Source organism: Streptomyces sp. NPDC039430 (assembly GCF_055639435.1).
Genome location: NZ_JBVKAK010000008.1, coordinates 103740 through 123688, shown reverse-complemented (window position 1 = coordinate 123688; position 19949 = coordinate 103740). Strand labels below are relative to the sequence as shown.

Sequence of the window (19949 nt, the reverse complement as noted above, 5' to 3'; positions counted from 1 at the left end):
TGGCGCTGTTCGACGCGGCGGGTTCGACGGGGCGTGCCGCACTGGTGCCGGTGCCGGTGGATCTGACCGTGTTGCAGCGGCGGGCGCGTTCGGCCCCCGTACCGCACCTGCTGCGCGGTCTCGTACGCGGTACGGCACGCAGGACCGCCGAGTCCGGGTCCGCCGTCGGCGGGTCCGCGCTGGCGCGGTCGCTGGCCGGCATGAGCGCCGGGGAGCGGGAGAAGGCGCTGCTGGACCTCGTGCTCGGCCATGTGGCCGTGGTGCTCGGCCACAGCTCCGCGCATGCCATCGCACCCGACCGGGCGTTCAGGGAGCTGGGCTTCGACTCGCTCAGCTCGGTCGAGCTGCGCAACCGTCTCAACGCCGCCACTGAGCTGGCTCTGCCGGCCACGCTGGTCTTCGACTACCCGACACCCGCTGTTCTGGCAGGGCGACTTGGCGCTGAGCTGCTGGGTGGCGTACTCGACGCGGTGACCGACGGCCCCGCCGTCGCCGTGACCGACGAGCCGATCGCGATCGTCGGTATGAGCTGCCGCTTCCCCGGTGGTGTGGAGTCGCCGGAGGACCTGTGGGGTCTGGTGGCCGAGGGCGGGGACGCGGTGTCCGGGTTCCCGGCCGACCGTGGCTGGGACGTGGAGGCGCTGTACGACCCCGATCCCGCTCACATGGGCACCAGCTACAGCCGTATGGGTGCCTTCCTCGACCGGGTGGCGGACTTCGACTCGGAATTCTTCGGGATCTCGCCGCGCGAGGCGCTGGCGATGGACCCCCAGCAGCGGTTGTTGCTGGAGACGTCGTGGGAGGCGTTCGAGCGGGCGGGTATCGACCCGAATTCGTTGCGGGGCAGCCGGTCCGGTGTGTTCGTCGGCACCAACGGCCAGGACTACGCGTCGCTGTTGCTGGCCGCGCAGGAGACCGTCGAAGGCTACGCGGGCACCGGCATCTCGGCGAGTGTCATCTCCGGCCGGCTGTCGTACACGTTCGGGCTTGAGGGTCCTGCGGTGACGGTGGACACGGCGTGCTCGTCGTCGCTGGTGGCGCTGCATCTTGCGGTGCAGGCGCTGCAGAAGGGTGAGTGTGAGCTGGGGCTGGTCGGCGGTGTGTCGGTGATGTCGACGCCGGGCTCCTTCATCGAGTTCAGCCGCCAGCGGGGTCTGTCGGTGGACGGCCGGTGCAAGGCGTTCTCCGCCGACGCGGACGGCACCGGCTGGGGTGAGGGTGTCGGCATGCTGCTCGTGGAGCGGCTGTCGGACGCTCAGCGCAATGGGCATCAGGTGCTGGCGGTCGTGCGTGGTTCCGCGGTGAACCAGGACGGTGCGTCCAACGGTCTGACGGCTCCGAACGGTCCGTCGCAGCAGCGGGTGATCCGCCAGGCGCTCGCCAGCGCGGGCCTGGCAGCGTCCGATGTGGACGCTCTGGAGGCGCACGGTACGGGTACGACGCTGGGTGACCCGATCGAGGCGCAGGCGCTGCTGGCGACGTACGGCCAGGACCGCGGTGGTGAGCCGTTGTGGCTCGGTTCGGTGAAGTCGAACATCGGGCACACGCAGGCCGCGGCCGGTGTGGCCGGTGTGATCAAGATGGTCATGGCGATGCGGCACGGTGTGCTGCCGCGGACGCTGCACGTGAACGAGCCGACCCCGCAGGTCGACTGGTCGACCGGGGATGTCGCGCTCCTCACCGAGTCCCGTTCCTGGCCGGAGACCGACCGGCCGCGCCGGTTCGGTGTGTCGTCGTTCGGATTCAGTGGTACGAACGCGCACACCATCATCGAGCAGGCTCCGGAGGCCGAGGAGTCGGCTCCTGTGGTGGCGTCGGTGCCGGTGGGTCTGGTGCCGTGGGTGCTGTCGGCGCGGAGTGCGGAGGCGTTGCGGGTCCAGGCTGAGCGGCTGCGTTCGGGTGTGGTCGGTCTGGACCGTGTGGATGTCGGTTTCTCTCTTGCGACGTCGCGTGCGTCGTTCGAGCAGCGTGCGGTGGTTGTCGCGGAGGATGCGGAGTCCGGGCTGAGCGCTCTGGCCGCGCTGGCCGAGGGCCGGCAGGCGGCGGGTGTGGTGACGGGCTCTGTTGTCAGCGGGATGCTGGGCTTCCTGTTCTCGGGTCAGGGCTCGCAGCGGCTGGGTATGGGGCGTGAACTGTCCGCGCGTTTCCCGGTGTTCGCGGCAGCGTTGGACGCGGTGCTGGGTGAGTTCGATCCGCGGGTGCGTGAGGTGCTGTTCGGTGAGGACGCCGACGCGCTGAACGAGACGGGCGTGACACAGCCGGCGCTGTTCGCCGTTGAGGTCGCGTTGTTCCGGCTGCTGGAGTCGTGGGGTGTGCGGCCCGGCATGGTGGCGGGTCATTCGATCGGTGAGCTGGCCGCGGCTCATGTGGCGGGTGTGTGGTCGCTGGCGGACGCGGTGAAGGTGGTGTCGGCGCGTGGTGCGCTGATGCAGGCGCTGCCCGAGGGCGGTGCGATGGTGGCGGTCCAGGCCTCGGAGGCCGAGGTCGCGCCTGAGCTGCCGGAGGCGGTCGGCATCGCGGCGGTGAACGGTCCGTCGTCGGTGGTCGTCTCGGGTGTTACCGCCGATGTGGAGGCGGTCGCGGAGCGGTGGCGTGAGGCGGGGCGGAAGGTGACGCGGCTGCGGGTGAGCCACGCCTTCCACTCGCCGCTGATGGAGCCCATGCTCGACGCGTTCCGCCAGGTCCTGGAAGGCGTGTCGTACGAGGCACCCGAGATCCCGGTCGTGTCGACACTGACCGGCCGGCTGGCGAGCGCGGAGGAACTGTCCTCGCCGGAGTACTGGGTGCGGCACGTACGGGAATCCGTACGGTTCCATGACGCCATCCTGACGCTGCGCGAGCAGGGCGCCGGTGTGTTTGTCGAGGTCGGTCCTGGTGGGACACTGACCGCTCTCGGTCTCGGCGGGGCGCCCGACGCGGTGTTCCTGCCGGCGCTGCGCGCGGACAGGCCTGAGGAGAACGCACTCGTCACCACGGTCGCCGCGCTGCACGCGCACGGCGTGGCGGTCGACTGGACCGCCTACTTCGCGGGCAGCGGGGCCCGGCGGGTGGACCTGCCGACGTACGCGTTCCAGCGCGAGCGCTACTGGCTGGACATGCCCGCCGACGCGCGCGCCCAGCGGATGTCGCCGGTGGAGGCACAGTTCTGGGAGGTCGTGGAGGAAGGCGACCTCGACGATCTCGCCCGTACGCTGGACGTGTCGTCGGACGACCCGCTGAGCGCCGTGCTGCCCAGACTGTCCGCCTGGCGCAGGGAGCAGCAGGGCCGCTCCGCTGTGGATGGTTGGCGGTACCGGATCGACTGGCGGCCGGTATCCGCCGAGGGCCGGCGGCTGGATGGTGCCTGGCTGGTGGTCGCGCCGGCCGGGGAGCCGCGCGCCGAGTGGGTCCGTGACGCGCTGGTCCGGAACGGCGCGGACGTGCGCGTCCTGGACATGGATGCGGAAAGTGTGGACTGGGCCGGGCAGTTGGCCGGGTTGCCCGCGCTCAGCGGTGTGGTGTCGCTGCTGGGGCTCGCGGATGCGGGCGGTTCGGTTGTGCCCGTGGGTGTGGCGGCCACGATCGGTCTGCTGCGCGCGTTGGGTGACGCGGATGTGCCGGCGCCGTTGTGGTGTGTGACGTCGGGTGCGGTGTCGGTGGGCGCGGATGACGTGGTCGCCGGGTTCGAGCAGTCGATGCTGTGGGGTCTGGGCCGGGTGGCGGCGCTGGAGCACCCGGGTCGTTGGGGTGGTCTGGTGGACCTGCCGGATGTGCGGGACGAGGCGACCGGTGATCTGCTGGCCTCGGTGCTCGCCGGAACGGCCGGGGAGGACCAGGTCGCCGTACGCGGCGGCGGGATCCTCGGCCGCAGGCTGGTGCCCGCGCCGCTGGGCAAGGCGTCCGGGGCGGGTTGGTCGCCGCGTGGCACGGTCCTGGTCACCGGCGGTACCGGTGCGCTCGGTGCGCGTGTCGCCCGATGGCTGGTGGCGAAGGGCGCCGAACACCTGCTGCTGACCAGCAGGCGTGGGTCGGCGGCCGAAGGCGCGGAGGAACTGCGTGCGGAGCTGACCGAGCTGGGTGCCCGCGTCACGATCGCGGCCTGTGACGCCGCCGACCGGGACGCCCTCGCGGAGGTGCTCGCCTCGGTGCCCGGCGAGTTCCCGCTCACCGCGGTCGTGCACGCGGCGGGTATCGAGCGTTCGGGCGCCCTCGCCGGCCTTGATCCGACCGACCTCGCCGAGTTCGCCGATGTGCTGGCGGCCAAGGTCCTCGGCGCGAGGAATCTGCATGACCTGCTGGGCGACACGCCGTTGGACGCGTTCGTACTGTTCTCGTCCATCGCCGGTGTGTGGGGCAGTGGCGGGCAGGGCGCGTACGCGGCCGCCAACGCCTACCTGGACGCCCTCGCCGACCACCGCAGGGCTGCCGGTCTGCCCGCCACGGCGGTCGCCTGGGGTCCGTGGGGCGATGGCGGAATGGTCGCCGACGCCGGGCAGGACGCGGCGGCCCAGCTGCGGCGCAGGGGCCTCATCACGATGGCCCCGGCTGTGGCGATCGCGGGTCTGGCCACGGCGCTGGAACGCGGTGACGGGAACGTCGTCGTCGCCGATGTCGACTGGGAGCGGTTCGCGGGCACCTTCATGTCGCAGCGGCCCAGCTCGCTGCTGGGTGAACTGCCCGAGGTGCGCGCCGCGTTCGAGGCCGCTCCGGCGGAGCAGGGCATGTCGGCGCTCGCTCAGCGGCTGTCCGGCCTGGACGAGGCCGAGCAGGAGCGGCAGCTCACCGAGCTGGTCCGGTACGAGGCTGCCGCGGTGCTCGGTCACGTGTCCGGTGACGCGTTCTCCGCGACCCGTGCCTTCAAGGAGCTGGGGTTCGACTCGCTGACGGCGGTGGAACTGCGTACGCGGCTCAGCGTGGCCACCGGCGTCGCGCTCCCCGCGACGCTCGTCTTCGACTACCCGACGGCCGCCGTACTCGCCGCCTATCTGCGGACCGAGCTGTCCGGTGTGGTCGGGGCCCCCACCACCTCGGCTCCGGTCGCCGTCTCCGGTGTGACCGACGAGCCGATCGCGATCGTGTCGATGGCGTGCCGGTTCCCCGGCGGGGTCGAGTCGCCGGAGGACCTGTGGGACGTACTCCTGGCGGGCGGGGACGCCGTGTCGGACTTCCCGACCGACCGCGGCTGGAATCTGGAGGCGCTGTACGACCCGGACCCGGCGGGTGTGGGCACGTCGTACAGCCGCATGGGTGCCTTCCTCGACCGGGTGGCGGACTTCGACTCGGGCTTCTTCGGGATCTCGCCGCGCGAGGCGCTGGCGATGGACCCGCAGCAGCGGCTGCTGCTGGAGACCTCCTGGGAACTGCTGGAACGGGCCGGGGTCGACCCGGAGTCGCTGCGCGGAGAGCGTGTCGGTGTGTTCGTCGGCTCGAACGTGCAGGACTACACGCTGGTGCTGGACGGGGCCGCCGATGACGTGGGCGGATACGTCGCGACCGGCAACGCGTCGAGCGTGGCGTCCGGCCGGCTGTCGTACACGTTCGGCTTCGAGGGCCCCGCGGTGACGGTGGACACGGCGTGCTCGTCGTCGCTGGTCGCGCTGCACCTGGCGGTGCAGGCACTGCGGTCGGGTGAGTGCTCGCTCGCGCTGGCGGGCGGCGTCACCGTGATGTCCACGCCGGGTGGGTTCATCGAGTTCAGCCGTCAGCGCGGGCTGTCGGTTGACGGCCGGTGCAAGGCGTTCTCCGACAGCGCCGACGGCACGGGCTGGGGTGAGGGCATCGGGATGCTGTTCGTCGAGCGGCTGTCCGACGCCCAGCGCAACGGCCACCAGGTACTGGCGCTGGTACGGGGCTCCGCGGTCAACCAGGACGGCGCGTCCAACGGCCTGACGGCGCCGAACGGCCCCTCGCAGCAGCGGGTCATCCGCCAGGCCCTGGCGAGTGCCGGTCTGGCGCCGTCCGATGTGCAGGCGGTCGAGGCACACGGCACCGGTACCACGCTGGGTGACCCGATCGAGGCGCAGGCACTTCTCGCCACCTACGGCAAGGACCGCGAGGGTGAGCCGCTGTGGCTCGGCTCGATCAAGTCGAACATCGGTCACACGCAGGCCGCGGCCGGTGTGGCCGGTGTGATCAAGATGGTCATGGCGATGCGGCACGGCGTTCTGCCGCGCACACTGCACGTCACCGAGCCGTCCACGCACGTGGACTGGTCCGCCGGTGCGGTGGAGCTGCTGGCGGAGGAGCGGCCGTGGCCCGAGACCGGGGAGTCGTGGCGGGCCGGTGTGTCGTCGTTCGGGTTCAGTGGGACGAACGCGCACACCATCATCGAGCAGGCCCCCGCGGTCGAGCGGGAGGAAGCCCCCGAGCCGGTACGCGACGGTCTGGTGCCGTGGGTGCTGTCGGCGGGTGGCGAGGGCGCCCTGCGGGGTCAGGCCGAGCGTCTGATGTCGATGGTGGAGGGGCACGCGCCTGTTGATGTCGGGTACTCACTCGCGACCTCGCGGGCGGCGTTGAACCACCGTGCGGTGGTGGTCGCCGCCGACCGGTCCGAGTTCCTGGCCGCTCTGGCGGCTGTGGCCGACGGTCAGGCGAGTGGCGCCGTGGTCGCGGGGGTCGTGGACGAGCCTGGCCGGGTGGGTTTCCTGTTCTCGGGTCAGGGTTCGCAGCGGCTGGGTATGGGGCGTGAACTGGCCGCCCGTTTCCCGGTGTTCGCCGAGGTGCTGGATGCCGTGCTCGCGGAGTTGGACCCGCGGGTGCGTGAGGTGCTGTTCGGTGAGGACGCGGACGCGCTGAGCGAGACGGGGGTGACGCAGCCGGCGTTGTTCGCGGTTGAGGTGGCGTTGTTCCGGCTGCTGGAGTCGTGGGGTGTGCGGCCCGACATGGTGGCGGGTCATTCGATCGGTGAGCTGGCCGCGGCTCATGTGGCGGGTGTGTGGTCGCTGGCGGATGCGGTGAAGGTGGTGTCGGCGCGTGGTGCGCTGATGCAGGCGCTGCCGTCCGGTGGCGCGATGCTGGCGGTCCAGGCGTCCGAGGCCGAGGTCGCGCCTGAGCTGCCCGAGACGGTGGGTATCGCCGCGGTCAACGGTCCGAACTCGGTGGTCGTCTCGGGTCCCGCCGCCGATGTGGAGGCGGTCGCGGAGCGGTGGCGTGAGGCGGGGCAGAAGGTGTCCCGGCTGCGGGTGAGCCATGCGTTCCACTCGCCGCTGATGGAGCCGATGCTCGACGCGTTCCGCGCGGTGCTGGAGGGTGTGTCGTTCGAGGCGCCCGTGATTCCGATCGTGTCGACGCTGACCGGCATGCGGGCGAGCGCTGAGGAGTTGGCGTCGCCGGAGTACTGGGTGCGGCACGTACGGGAGTCGGTGCGGTTCGCCGATGCGGTGGGCACGCTCGTGAGCGAGGGTGTGGGCACGTTTGTCGAAGTCGGTCCTGGTGGGACGCTGTCGGCGCTGGGCCAGGAGTCCGCGCCGGACGCGGCCTTCGTACCCGTGCTGCGTGGTGAGCGGCCGGAGGCGGTGGCCGCCACGACGGCCGCGGGACAGCTGCACGTACGCGGCGTCCGGGTGAACTGGGAAGCGTTCTTCACCGGTCGTGGCGCTCAGCGGGTCGACCTGCCGACCTACGCGTTCCAGCGCGAGCGCTACTGGCCGGACGCGCTGCCGCTGATCGGTGACGTCACCGCGGCCGGGCTCGGTGCGGCGGAGCATCCGTTGCTGGGTGCGGCGGTCGCGGTGGGTGGCACGGACGGTGTGCTGCTGACGGGCCGGTTGTCGGTCCAGACCCACCCGTGGCTGGCCGACTACGTGGTCCAGGGCTCGACCCTGCTGCCCGGTACGGCGTTCGTCGAGTTGGCGGTGCGCGCGGGTGACCAGGTCGGCTGTGACCTGGTCGAGGAGTTGACGCTTGAGGCGCCGCTCGTCCTGCCGGAGAACGGTTCGGTGCGGGTGCAGGTGTGGGTCGGTGCCGAGGACGAGTCGGGCCGGCGCGAGCTGACCTTCCACTCCAGTGCGGGTGACGCGGAGGACGGCCGTTCGTGGACCAGGCACGCCACCGGTGTGCTGCGTGCCGGCGAGAGCTCTGGTGGTACGTCCCTGGTCGAGTGGCCGCCAGTGAACGCCGAGTCCGTGGACCTGGACAGGCTCTACGACGGCATGGCGGACGGTGGGTTCGCCTACGGGCCGGTGTTCCAGGGACTGTGCGCGGCATGGCGCGGCGGGGACGAGACATTCGCTGAGGTCGTGCTGCCGGACGGTGTGCGTGCGGACGGGTTCGGTCTGCACCCGGCGCTGCTGGACGCGGCACTGCACGCGATCGGCCTGGCGGATGGCGATGCCGATCGGCTGCCGTTCGCGTGGTCGGGGGTGCGGCTGCACGCCTCCGGCGCCACCGTCCTGCGGGTGCGGTTGTCGCCCGCCGGAGCGGACGGGGTGGCGTTGGCGGTCGCTGACGGCACCGGCGCGCCGGTGGCCACGATCGACTCGCTGGTGCTGCGCCCGGTGTCGGAGACGCTGACACGGCAGGACCAGGACTCTCTGTTCGGCATCGACTGGGTGCCGGTGCCCGTATCCGACGGCGGCCTTCCGACGACCGAGTGGAGCGATCTGGAGGCGCTGGCGGGGTCGGTGGAACTGCCCGACTTCGTCGTGCTGCCGTGCCCGATCACCTCGGCGTCCGACCCGGTGGCCGGCGCGCATGAGGCGGCGCACTGGGCGCTGGGCACGGTGCAGAGCTGGCTTGCCGACGAGCGGTTCGACGCGTCACGCCTGGCCATTGTGACCAGCGGCGCTGTCGCGACCACGCCCGATGAGGACGTACGGAACCTCGCGCACGCCACGGTGTGGGGCCTGGTGCGCTCCGCGCAGTCGGAGAACCCGGACAGGATCGTCCTGGTCGACATCGACGACGAAACGACCTCCCTCGACGCGCTGCCTTCGGTGCTGGCCACGGGCGAGACGCAGCTTGCGGTGCGTTCGGGTGCTGCCAGTGCGCCGCGCATGGCGCGGGTTCGGCAGTCCGTGGTGGACGATCCCGGCTTCGGTTCGGACGCGGTGCTGGTCACCGGCGCGACGGGCACACTGGGCGGCCTTCTCGCCCGGCATCTGGTCGCGGAGCGGGGCGTACGGAACCTGCTGCTGGTCAGCAGGCGCGGCGCCGCGGCCGAGGGCGCCGAGGAACTGCGCGACGGACTCGTCGCGCTGGGCGCCGAGGTGGCGTTCGCGGCATGTGACGTGGCCGACCGGGAAGCCGTCGCCGGCCTGCTGGCCGAGCACCGCGTGTCCGCTGTCGTACATACGGCGGGTGTCCTGGACGACGCGACGATCGGCTCGTTGACGCCTGAGCGGATCGATGGCGTGTTCCGGCCGAAGGTCGACGCGGCCTGGCACCTGCACGAACTCACCCGCGACCTGGACCTCTCCGCCTTCGTACTGTTCTCCTCGGTGGCGGGCATCCTCGGTGGCCCCGGCCAGGGCAACTACGCGGCGGCCAACACGTTCTTGGACGCGCTGGCGCAGCACCGCCGGGCTACCGGTCTGGCCGCCACGTCTCTGGCGTGGGGTCTGTGGGGGGACGCCGGCGGCATGGCCGGTGGGCTTGACGAGGCGGATGTGCGCCGGATGGCCAGGGGCGGTGTGATTCCGCTCGGTTCGGCCGAGGGTCTGGCGCTGTTCGACGCGGCGGGTTCGACGGGGCGTGCCGGACTGGTGCCGGTGCCGCTGGACCTGGCCGTGTTGCAGCGGCAGGCGCGTTCCGCCCCTGTGCCCCACATGCTGCGTGGTCTGGTGCGTGGCACGGCACGCAGGACCGCCGAGTCCGGCTCCGCCGCGACCGGGTCCGCGCTGGCGCGGTCGCTGGCCGGCATGACCGCCGGGGAGCGGGAGAAGGCGCTGCTGGACCTCGTCCTCGGTCATGTGGCCGTGGTGCTCGGTCACAGCTCCGCGCATGCGGTCTCGCCCGACCGGGCGTTCAGGGAGCTGGGCTTCGACTCGCTCAGCTCGGTCGAGCTGCGCAACCGTCTCAACGCCGCCACTGAGCTGGCTCTGCCGGCCACGCTGGTCTTCGACTACCCGACACCCGCTGTTCTGGCAGGGCGACTTGGCGCTGAGCTGCTGGGTGGCGTACTCGACGCGGTGACCGACGGCCCCGCCGCGGCCGTGACCGACGAGCCGATCGCGATCGTTGGTATGAGCTGCCGCTTCCCCGGTGGCGTGGAGTCGCCGGAGGACCTGTGGCGTCTCGTCGAGTCGGGTGTGGACGCGGTGTCCGGGTTCCCGACCGACCGTGGCTGGGACGTGGAGTCCCTGTATGACCCCGACCCCGACCACTCGGGTACCACATACGCCCGTGAAGGTGGATTCCTTTACGGGGCGACGGGGTTCGACCCGGCGTTCTTCGGGATCTCGCCGCGCGAGGCGCTGGCGATGGACCCCCAGCAGCGACTGCTGCTGGAGACCTCCTGGGAGGCCTTCGAGCGGGCCGGAATCGACCCGCATTCGGTGCGGGGCCGTCGGGCCGGTGTGTTCGTCGGCACCAACGGCCAGGACTACGGCGCGTTGGTGATGGCCGCGCATGAGACCGTCGAGGGGTACGCCGGCACGGGTATCTCGGCGAGTGTCATCTCCGGCCGGCTGTCGTACACGTTCGGCCTTGAAGGGCCCGCCGTCACGGTGGACACGGCGTGCTCGTCGTCGCTGGTGGCACTGCATCTGGCGGTGCAGGCGCTGCACAAGGGCGAGTGTGAACTCGGGCTGGTCGGCGGTGTGACAGTGATGTCGACGCCGGGCGCGTTCGTCGAGTTCAGCCGCCAGCGGGGTCTGGCCCCGGACGGCCGGTGCAAGGCGTTCTCCGACAGCGCCGACGGCACCGGCTGGGGTGAGGGTGTCGGCATGCTGGTCGTGGAGCGGCTGTCGGACGCCCGGCGCAACGGTCACCAGGTGCTGGCGGTCGTACGCGGTTCCGCGGTGAACCAGGACGGTGCGTCGAACGGTCTGACGGCTCCGAACGGCCCCTCGCAGCAGCGGGTGATCCGGCAGGCGCTCGCCAGCGCCGGTCTCGCGCCGTCCGATGTGGATGCCCTGGAGGCGCACGGCACGGGCACGACGCTGGGTGACCCGATCGAGGCGCAGGCGCTGCTGGCGACCTACGGTCAGGGCAGGCCCGCCGACCGGCCGTTGTTGCTGGGTTCAGTGAAGTCGAACATCGGTCACACACAGGCGGCAGCCGGTGTGGCGGGCGTGATCAAGATGGTCATGGCGATGCGGAATGGTGTGCTGCCGCAGACGCTGCACGTCACCGAGCCGTCGTCGCACGTGGACTGGTCCGCCGGTGCGGTGTCGCTGCTGACGGAGGCCCAGCCGTGGCCGGAGACCGGCCAGCCGTGGCGGGCGGGTGTGTCGTCGTTCGGTGTGAGTGGTACGAACGCGCACACCATCATCGAGCAGGCCCCCGTCGTGGAGCGGGAGGAAGCCCCGGAGCCGGTACGCGACAACCTGGTGCCGTGGGTGCTGTCGGCCCGCAGCGCCGAGGCGTTGCGGGAGCAGGCCGCGCGGCTCACGTCCTTTGTGGACGCGACTCCTGCCCTGACCGTCATGGACGTGGGCCGCGCGCTGGTGTCGACGCGGGCGGTGCTGGAGCACCGTGCGGTGCTGGTCGCCGCCGACCGGTCCGAGTTCCTGGCCGCTCTGGTGGCCGTGGCCGAGGGCCAGGCGACCGGTGCCGTGGTCGCGGGGGTTGTGGACGAGCCCGGCCGGGTGGGTTTCCTGTTCTCGGGTCAGGGTTCGCAGAAGCTCGGGATGGGGCGTGAACTGTCCGAGCGTTTCCCGGTGTTCGCGGAGGCCTTGGACGAGGTCCTGCGTCGGTTCGATCCGCGGGTGCGTGAGGTGCTGTTCGGTGAGGACGCCGACGCGCTGAGCGAGACGGGGGTGACGCAGCCGGCGTTGTTCGCGGTTGAGGTGGCGTTGTTCCGGCTGCTGGAGTCGTGGGGTGTGCGGCCCGACATGCTGGCGGGTCATTCGATCGGTGAGCTGGCCGCGGCCCACGTGTCGGGTGTGTGGTCGCTGGCCGACGCCGTCAAGGTGGTGTCGGCGCGTGGTGCGCTGATGCAGGCGCTGCCCGAGGGCGGTGCGATGGCAGCCGTCCAGGCCTCGGAGGCCGAGGTCGCCGCGGACCTGCCGGACACCGTGGGCATCGCCGCGCTCAACAGCCCGAACTCGGTGGTCATCTCCGGTGCGGCCGCGGATGTGGACGTGCTGGCGGAGCTGTGGCGCGAGGGCGGCCGCAAGGTGACGCGGCTTCGCGTCAGCCACGCGTTCCACTCACCCTTGATGGAGCCGATGCTGGACGAGTTCCGCGCGGTGCTGGAGGGTGTGTCGTTCGAGGCGCCCGTGATTCCGATTGTGTCGACGCTGACCGGCGCGCGGGCGAGCGCCGACGAGCTTGTCTCGCCGGAGTACTGGGTGCGGCACGTACGGGAGTCGGTGCGGTTCGCCGATGCGGTGGGCACGCTCGTGAGCGAGGGTGTGGGTACGTTTGTCGAGGTCGGTCCTGGTGGGACGCTGTCGGCGCTGGGCCAGGAGTCCGCGCCGGACGCGGCCTTCGTACCCGTGCTGCGTGGTGAGCGGCCGGAGGCGGTGGCCGCCACGACGGCCGCGGGGCAGCTGCACGTACGCGGTATCCGGGTGGACTGGCTGCCCTTCTTCGACGGCAGTGGCTCCCGGTGGCTCGACCTGCCGACGTACCCGTTCCAGCGCGAGCGCTACTGGCTGGACGTGCTGCCGCTGATCGGTGATGTCTCGGCGGCCGGGCTCGGTTCGGCGGAGCATCCGTTGCTGGGTGCGGCGGTCGCGGTGGGTGGCACGGACGGTGTGCTGCTGACGGGCCGCCTGTCGGTCCAGACCCACCCGTGGCTGGCCGACTATGCGGTCCAGGGTTCGACCCTGCTGCCCGGTTCGGCGTTCGTCGAGTTGGCGATCAGGGCGGGTGACCAGGTCGGCTGCGACTTGGTCGAGGAGTTGACGCTTGAGGCGCCGCTCGTCCTGCCGGAGAACGGTTCGGTGCGGGTGCAGGTGTGGGTCGGTGCCGAGGACGAGTCGGGCCGGCGCGAGCTGACCCTCTACTCCAGTGCGGGTGACGCGGAGGACGGCCGTTCGTGGACCCGGCACGCCACCGGTGTGCTGCGCGAGGGCGGCCGGTCCGTCGATCCCGCCCTGGTCGAGTGGCCGCCCGTAGGCGCGGAGGTCCTGGACCTGGACGGGTTCTACGGCCGCGAGACCAGCGACGGTTTCGCCTATGGACCGGTGTTCCAGGGGCTGCGGTCGGCGTGGCGCAAGGGCGACGAGGTGTTCGCCGAGGTGGCCCTGCCGGACGGTGTGGGGGTGGACGGGTTCGGTCTGCATCCGGCGCTGCTGGACGCGGCGCTGCATGGCGTCGCGCTGATGGGTGACGCCGACGCTCTCGGCGGGTTGCCGTTCGCGTGGTCGGGTGTGCGGCTGCACGCTTCGGGTGCGACCGTCCTGCGGGTGCGGTTGTCGCCCGCCGGGGCGGACGGGGTGGCGTTGGCGGTCGCTGACGGCACCGGCGCGCCGGTGGCCACGATCGATTCCCTGGTGCTGCGCCCGGTGTCGGAGACGCTGACACGGCAGGACCAGGACTCTCTGTTCGGCATCGACTGGGTGCCGGTGCCCCTGCCCGACGGCGACGCTCCGACGACCGAGTGGAGTGATCTGGAGGCGCTGGCGGGGGCGGCGGAACTGCCCGACTTCGTCGTGCTGCCGTGCCCGGTCACTTCCGCGTCCGACGACCCGGTGGCCGGCGCGCACGAGGCGGCGCACTGGGCGCTGAACGCGGTGCAGAGCTGGCTCGCCGAGGAACGGTTCGACGCGTCACGCCTGGCCATCGTGACCAGCGGCGCGCTCGCGACCACGGCCGACGAGGACGTACGGGACGTCGCCCAGGCGGCGGTGTGGGGCCTGGTGCGCTCCGCGCAGTCGGAGAACCCGGACAGGATCGTCCTGGTCGACATCGACGACGAGGCGGTTTCGCGCGACGCGCTGCCTTCGGTGCTGGCCACGGGAGAGCCGCAACTCGCTGTACGGTCCGGCGGCATCCGAATACCCCGCCTGGCGAGGGTTCGGCAGTCCGTGGTGGACGATCCCGGCTTCGGTTCGGGTGCGGTGCTGGTCACCGGCGCGACGGGCACACTGGGCGGCCTCGTCGCCCGGCACCTGGTCACGGAGCGCGGTGTACAGAGGCTGCTGCTGGTCAGCAGGCGCGGCGCCACGGCGGAAGGCGCCGAGGAACTGCGCGACGGACTGGTCGCACTGGGCGCCGAGGTGACATTCGCCGCGTGTGACGTGGCGGACCGGGACGCGGTGGCGGCGCTGCTGGCCGAGCACCCCGTAACCGCCGTCGTACATACGGCGGGTGTCCTGGACGACGCCACGATCGGCTCGCTGACACCTGAGCGGATCGACGGGGTGTTCCGGCCCAAGGTCGACGCGGCCTGGCACCTGCACGAACTCACCCGCGACCTGGACCTGTCGGCGTTCGTACTGTTCTCCTCCGCCGCCGGCACCCTCGGTGGCCCCGGCCAGGGCAACTACGCGGCGGCGAATACTTTCCTGGACGCTCTCGCGCAGCACCGCCGGGCGGCCGGTCTGCCCGCCACATCGCTGGCGTGGGGTCTGTGGGCCGATGCGGACGGCATGGCCGGTGGGCTTGACGAGGCGGATGTGCGCCGGATGGCCAGGGGCGGTGTGATTCCGCTCGGTTCGGCCGAGGGTCTGGCGCTGTTCGACGCGGCGGGTTCGACGGGACGTGCCGCGCTGGTGCCGGTGCCGTTGGACCTGGCCGTGTTGCAGCGGCAGGCGCGTTCGGCCCCCGTACCGCACCTGCTGCGCGGTCTCGTACGCGGTACGGCACGCAGGACCGCCGAGTCCGGGTCCGCCGTCGGCGGGTCCGCGCTGGCGCGGTCGCTGGCCGGCATGACCGCCGGGGAGCGGGAGAAGGCGCTGCTGGACCTCGTGCTCGGCCATGTGGCCGTGGTGCTCGGCCACAGCTCCGCGCATGCCATCGCACCCGACCGGGCCTTCAAGGAACTGGGCTTCGACTCACTGACCGCCGTCGAGTTCCGCAACCGGCTCAACGCGGCGACCGAACTGCGTCTGTCCGCCACGCTGGTCTTCGACTACCCGACACCGGCCGCGCTCGTGGCGCACCTCGGCGCCGAGTTCGCGGGGGCGCCCGCCGCCGCGGCGCCCACCCGCACGACCGTGGCCGCGGCCGTGACCGACGATCCGATCGCGCTCGTGAGCATGAGCTGCCGTTTCCCCGGCGGAGTGAATTCCCCCGAGGACCTGTGGCGGCTGGTGCTGGACGGTACCGACGCCATCAGCGAGTTCCCCGGCAACCGTGGCTGGGACCTGGACGGGCTGTACGACCCGGACCCCGACCACGCGGGCACCTCGTACGCCCGCGAGGGCGGCTTCCTGCACGACGTCGACCAGTTCGACCCGGCGTTCTTCGGGATCTCGCCGCGCGAGGCGCTGTCGATGGACCCCCAGCAGCGACTGCTGCTGGAGACCTCCTGGGAGGCCTTCGAACGGGCCGGTATCGACCCGAACTCCCTGCGGGGGCACGACATCGGCGTCTTCACCGGCTCCAACACACAGGACTACGCCACACTGCTGGCGGCGAGCGAGGAGAGCTTCGAGGGGCACATCGGCACCGGCAACGCGGCGAGCGTCGTGTCCGGGCGGATCGCCTACACGTTCGGTCTTGAGGGTCCGGCGGTGACGGTCGACACCGCGTGCTCGTCGTCGCTGGTGGCACTGCACCTGGCCGCGCAGGCGCTGCGGGCCGGTGAGTGCTCGCTGGCGCTGGCCGGCGGTGTGACGGTGATGTCGACGCCCGGCGCGTTCATGGAGTTCAGCCGTCAGCGGGGCCTCGCCACCGACGGTCGGTGCAGGCCGTTCTCGTCGGACGCGGACGGCACCGGCTGGGGCGAGGGCGTCGGCATGCTGGTGCTGGAGCGGCTGTCCGACGCGCAGCGCAACGGGCACCGGGTACTGGCGGTCGTGCGGGGTTCGGCGATCAACCAGGACGGCGCGTCGAACGGTCTCACCGCTCCGAACGGTCCGTCGCAACAGCGGGTGATCCGACAGGCGTTGGCGAGCGCGGGCCTGGCCCCGTCCGACGTGGACGCCATGGAGGCACACGGCACCGGCACCAAGCTCGGCGACCCGATCGAGGCGCAGGCCCTGCTCGCCACCTACGGCCAGGACCGCGTGGGTGACCCGCTGTGGCTCGGCTCGATCAAGTCGAACATCGGCCACACACAGGCCGCCGCCGGTGTCGCGGGCGTCATCAAGATGGTCATGGCGATGCGACACGGTGTACTGCCGCGGACACTGCATGTGGACGAGCCGACTCCGCAGGTCGACTGGTCGGCCGGGGATGTCGCGCTCCTCACCGAGTCCCGCTCCTGGCCGGACACCGACCGGCCGCGCCGGTTCGGCGTATCGGCGTTCGGGTTCAGCGGTACGAACGCGCACGCCATCATCGAGCAGGCACCGGTCACCGAGGTCGCCGTACCGAAGACGGCGGGCACGCCCATGCTGCCGCCGCCGATGCTGGTGTCGGGCCGGGGCGACGACGCGCTGCGGGCGCAGGCCGACCGGCTGCGCGCCCACCTCGTGGCGCACCCCGAGCTGAACCCGCTCGACGTCGCCGGCACGCTCGCGGTGGCGCGACCCGCCCTGGACCACCGGGCGGTCGTCGTCGGACAGGACCGCGACGGCCTGCTCACGGCCCTCAAGGCGCTCGCCGAGGGGCGGACCGCGGGCGGGCTCGTCTCCGGCGTCGCGGCGGGGCACCGGTCGGCGTTCCTGTTCTCCGGCCAGGGCTCGCAGCGGCTCGGAATGGGCCGCGAACTCTCCGAGAGTTTCCCGGTGTTCACGGAGGCCCTGGACGCGGCGCTGGGCGAGTTCGACCCGCGGGTCCGCGAGGTCCTCTTCGGTGAGGACGCCGACGCGCTGAACGAGACGGGCGTGACACAGCCGGCGCTGTTCGCCGTCGAGGTCGCGCTGTTCCGGCTGCTGGAGTCGTGGGGTGTGCGCCCCGACATGCTGGCCGGGCACTCGATCGGCGAACTGGCCGCGGCCCATGTGGCGGGTGTCTGGTCGCTGGCCGACGCCGCCGCCGTGGTGTCGGCCCGGGGCCGGCTGATGCAGGCGCTGCCGTCCGGTGGCGCGATGGTCGCGATCCAGGCGACCGAGGCCGAGATCCTGCCGGAGCTGTCCGGCACCGTGGGCATCGCCGCGGTGAACGGGCCGACGTCGGTGGTCGTCTCGGGCGTCGACGCCGATGTCGAGGCCCTCGCCGAGCGCTGGCGTGAGGCGGGGCGCAAGGTCTCCCGTCTCCGCGTCAGCCACGCGTTCCACTCGCCGCTGATGGAGCCGATGCTCGGCGAGTTCCGCCGCGTACTGGAAGCGGTGTCGTACGAGGCGCCCGCGATCCCGGTCGTGTCGACACTGACCGGCGCGCGGGCCACCGCCGAAGAACTGGCCTCGCCGGAGTACTGGATGCGGCATGTACGCGAGTCGGTACGGTTCGCCGACGCCGTCTCCACACTGCGGGACCAGGGCGCGGACGTGTTCCTGGAGATCGGTCCCGGCGGGGTGCTCACCGCGCTGGGCCGGGAGAACGCGCCCGACGCCGAGTTCGTACCCGCGCTGCGCGGCGACCGGTCCGAGACGCTCGCGCTGGCGACGGCCGTGGGCAGCCTGCATGTGCTCGGCGTCGCCGTCGACTGGAGCCAGTTGACCGCCGGTGGCGCGTACGTCGACCTGCCCACCTACGCCTTCCGGCGGCAGCGGTTCTGGCCGACCCTGGCCAAGGCCCCCTCGGGCGATGTCGCCGGGACCGTCGACGCGCGGTTCTGGGCGGCCGTGGCGGACGGCGACCTCGGTGAGCTGGCGGACGAGCTGGCCGTGTCCCCCGACGACCCGATCGGCGCGGTGCTGCCCCGGCTGTCGTCGTGGCGGCGGGAGCAGGCCGAGAACTCCGCGGCCGACGGCTGGCGCTACCGCGTCACCTGGCTGCCGGTGAGCGAGCCCACCGCCGCCCTCTCGGGCACCTGGCTCGTGGTCAGCAGGGACGGCACCGGTGAGGAGTCCGTCGCCGCCGCGCTGAGCAAGCACGGTGCGCGGGTACTGCCGGTACGCACCGGCGGGGCAGTGGACCGGGACTCGCTGACGGCCCGTGTGGCGACCGACGAGCCCGTCGCGGGCGTGCTGTCGCTGTACGCGCTCGACCCCGAACTGCCCTCGGGCGGCCTGGCCGCGACCCTCGCTCTCGTCCAGGCCCTCGGTGACACCGGACTCGCCGCGAAGCTGTGGTGCGCGACGCGGGGCGGGGTCGCGACCGGTGGCTCCGACACGCCCGCCAGCCCCGACCAGGCGATGGTGTGGGGACTCGGCCGGGTCGTCGGGCTGGAGCACCCCGAGCGCTGGGGTGGTCTCGTCGACCTGCCCGGCACACTGGACGAGCGCACCGGAGCCCGCCTCGCGGGCGTCCTGTCCGGCGCGCAGGACGAGGACCAGGTCGCGCTCCGCGCCGGCGGGGTGTTCGGCCGCAGGCTCGTACCGGTGTCCTCGGGGCGCGCCGGCGACTGGGACCCCACCGGTACGGTGCTGGTCACCGGCGGTACCGGCGCTCTTGGCGCGCATGTCGCCAGGTGGCTGGTCGCGAAGGGTGCCGAGCATCTGCTGCTGACCAGCAGGCGCGGGCCCGACGCCGAAGGCGCCGAGGAGTTGCGCGCGGAGCTGACAGCGCTCGGCGCCCGCGTCACCATCGCGGCCTGTGACGCCGCCGACCGGGACGCGCTCGCGGAGCTGCTGGCCTCGGTTCCCGCCGAGTTCCCGCTCACCGCGGTCGTGCACGCGGCGGGTGTCCTGGACGACGGCGTGCTGTCCGCGCTCACCCCGGACCGGCTCCACGCCGTACTGCGGCCGAAGGTCGACGCCGCGGTCAACCTGGACGAACTGACCAGGGACCGGGACCTGTCGGCGTTCGTCATGTTCTCCTCGGTGTCGGGCACCTTCGGCGCGGCGGGCCAGGGGAACTACGCCGCCGCCAACGCCTTCCTCGACGCGCTCGCCGAACGGCGCGTGGCGGCGGGTCTGCCCGCCACCGCGGTCGCGTGGGGTCCTTGGGGCGGCGGCGGCATGGTCGAAGGACAGCTCGGCGACCACCTGCGCCGCCGCGGCCTGGCCCCGATGGCGCCCGAACGGGCGGTGGCCGCGCTGGACCGGTCCATCCGCCAGGGCGCCCCGACGGCGCTGGTGGCGGACGTCGACTGGGACGTGTTCGCCCCGGCCTTCACGACGGTGCGGCCGAGCCCGCTGCTGCGGGAACTGGCCGGCGCACAGCGCGCCCCGGCCGCCGCCGAGGCGGCGATGCCGCTCGACCTGGCGGCCAGGCTCGCCACGCTGTCCGGTCCCGAGCGCGAACGCGCCGTGGTGGAGCTGGTACGGGAGCAGGCGGCCGCGGTACTCGGCCACGAGGACACCAAGCTGGTGGAAGCCGGCCGGGCGTTCAAGGAACTGGGCTTCGACTCGCTCACCTCGGTCGAGTTCCGCAACCTCCTGAACGCGGCCACCGGACTGAGCCTGCCCGCCACGCTCGTCTTCGACCACCCCACGCCGTCCGCGCTCGCCGCGCAGGTGCTCGACGAACTGCCGGGAGGCGGGGCGCCGGCCATCGACGCCGAGCTGGACCGCCTGGAATCCGCACTGTCCCTCCTGACGCCGGACGACCAGCAGAGCGCCGCCGTCAGTGCCCGCCTCCGCGCACTGCTGTCCATGTGGGACGAAGCGAACACCCGCACGGAACCCGCCGAGTCCGGACCGGACGTGCGCACCGCGTCGGCGGACGAACTGCTCGCGCTGCTCGATGAAGAACTCGGTAGGTCTTGA

General features: G+C 72.3%; 1 protein-coding gene (only partly in view). It reads left to right on the top strand.

What is annotated here, in order from left to right; all coding sequences use genetic code 11:
- Positions 1-19949: the 3' portion of a type I polyketide synthase gene (locus ACZ7LS_RS21215; RefSeq protein WP_469448324.1), read on the top strand. Its footprint begins 4750 nt before the window's first position; the window shows 19949 of its 24699 coding nt (coding positions 4751-24699); the start codon falls outside the window, past its left edge; its stop codon occupies positions 19947-19949.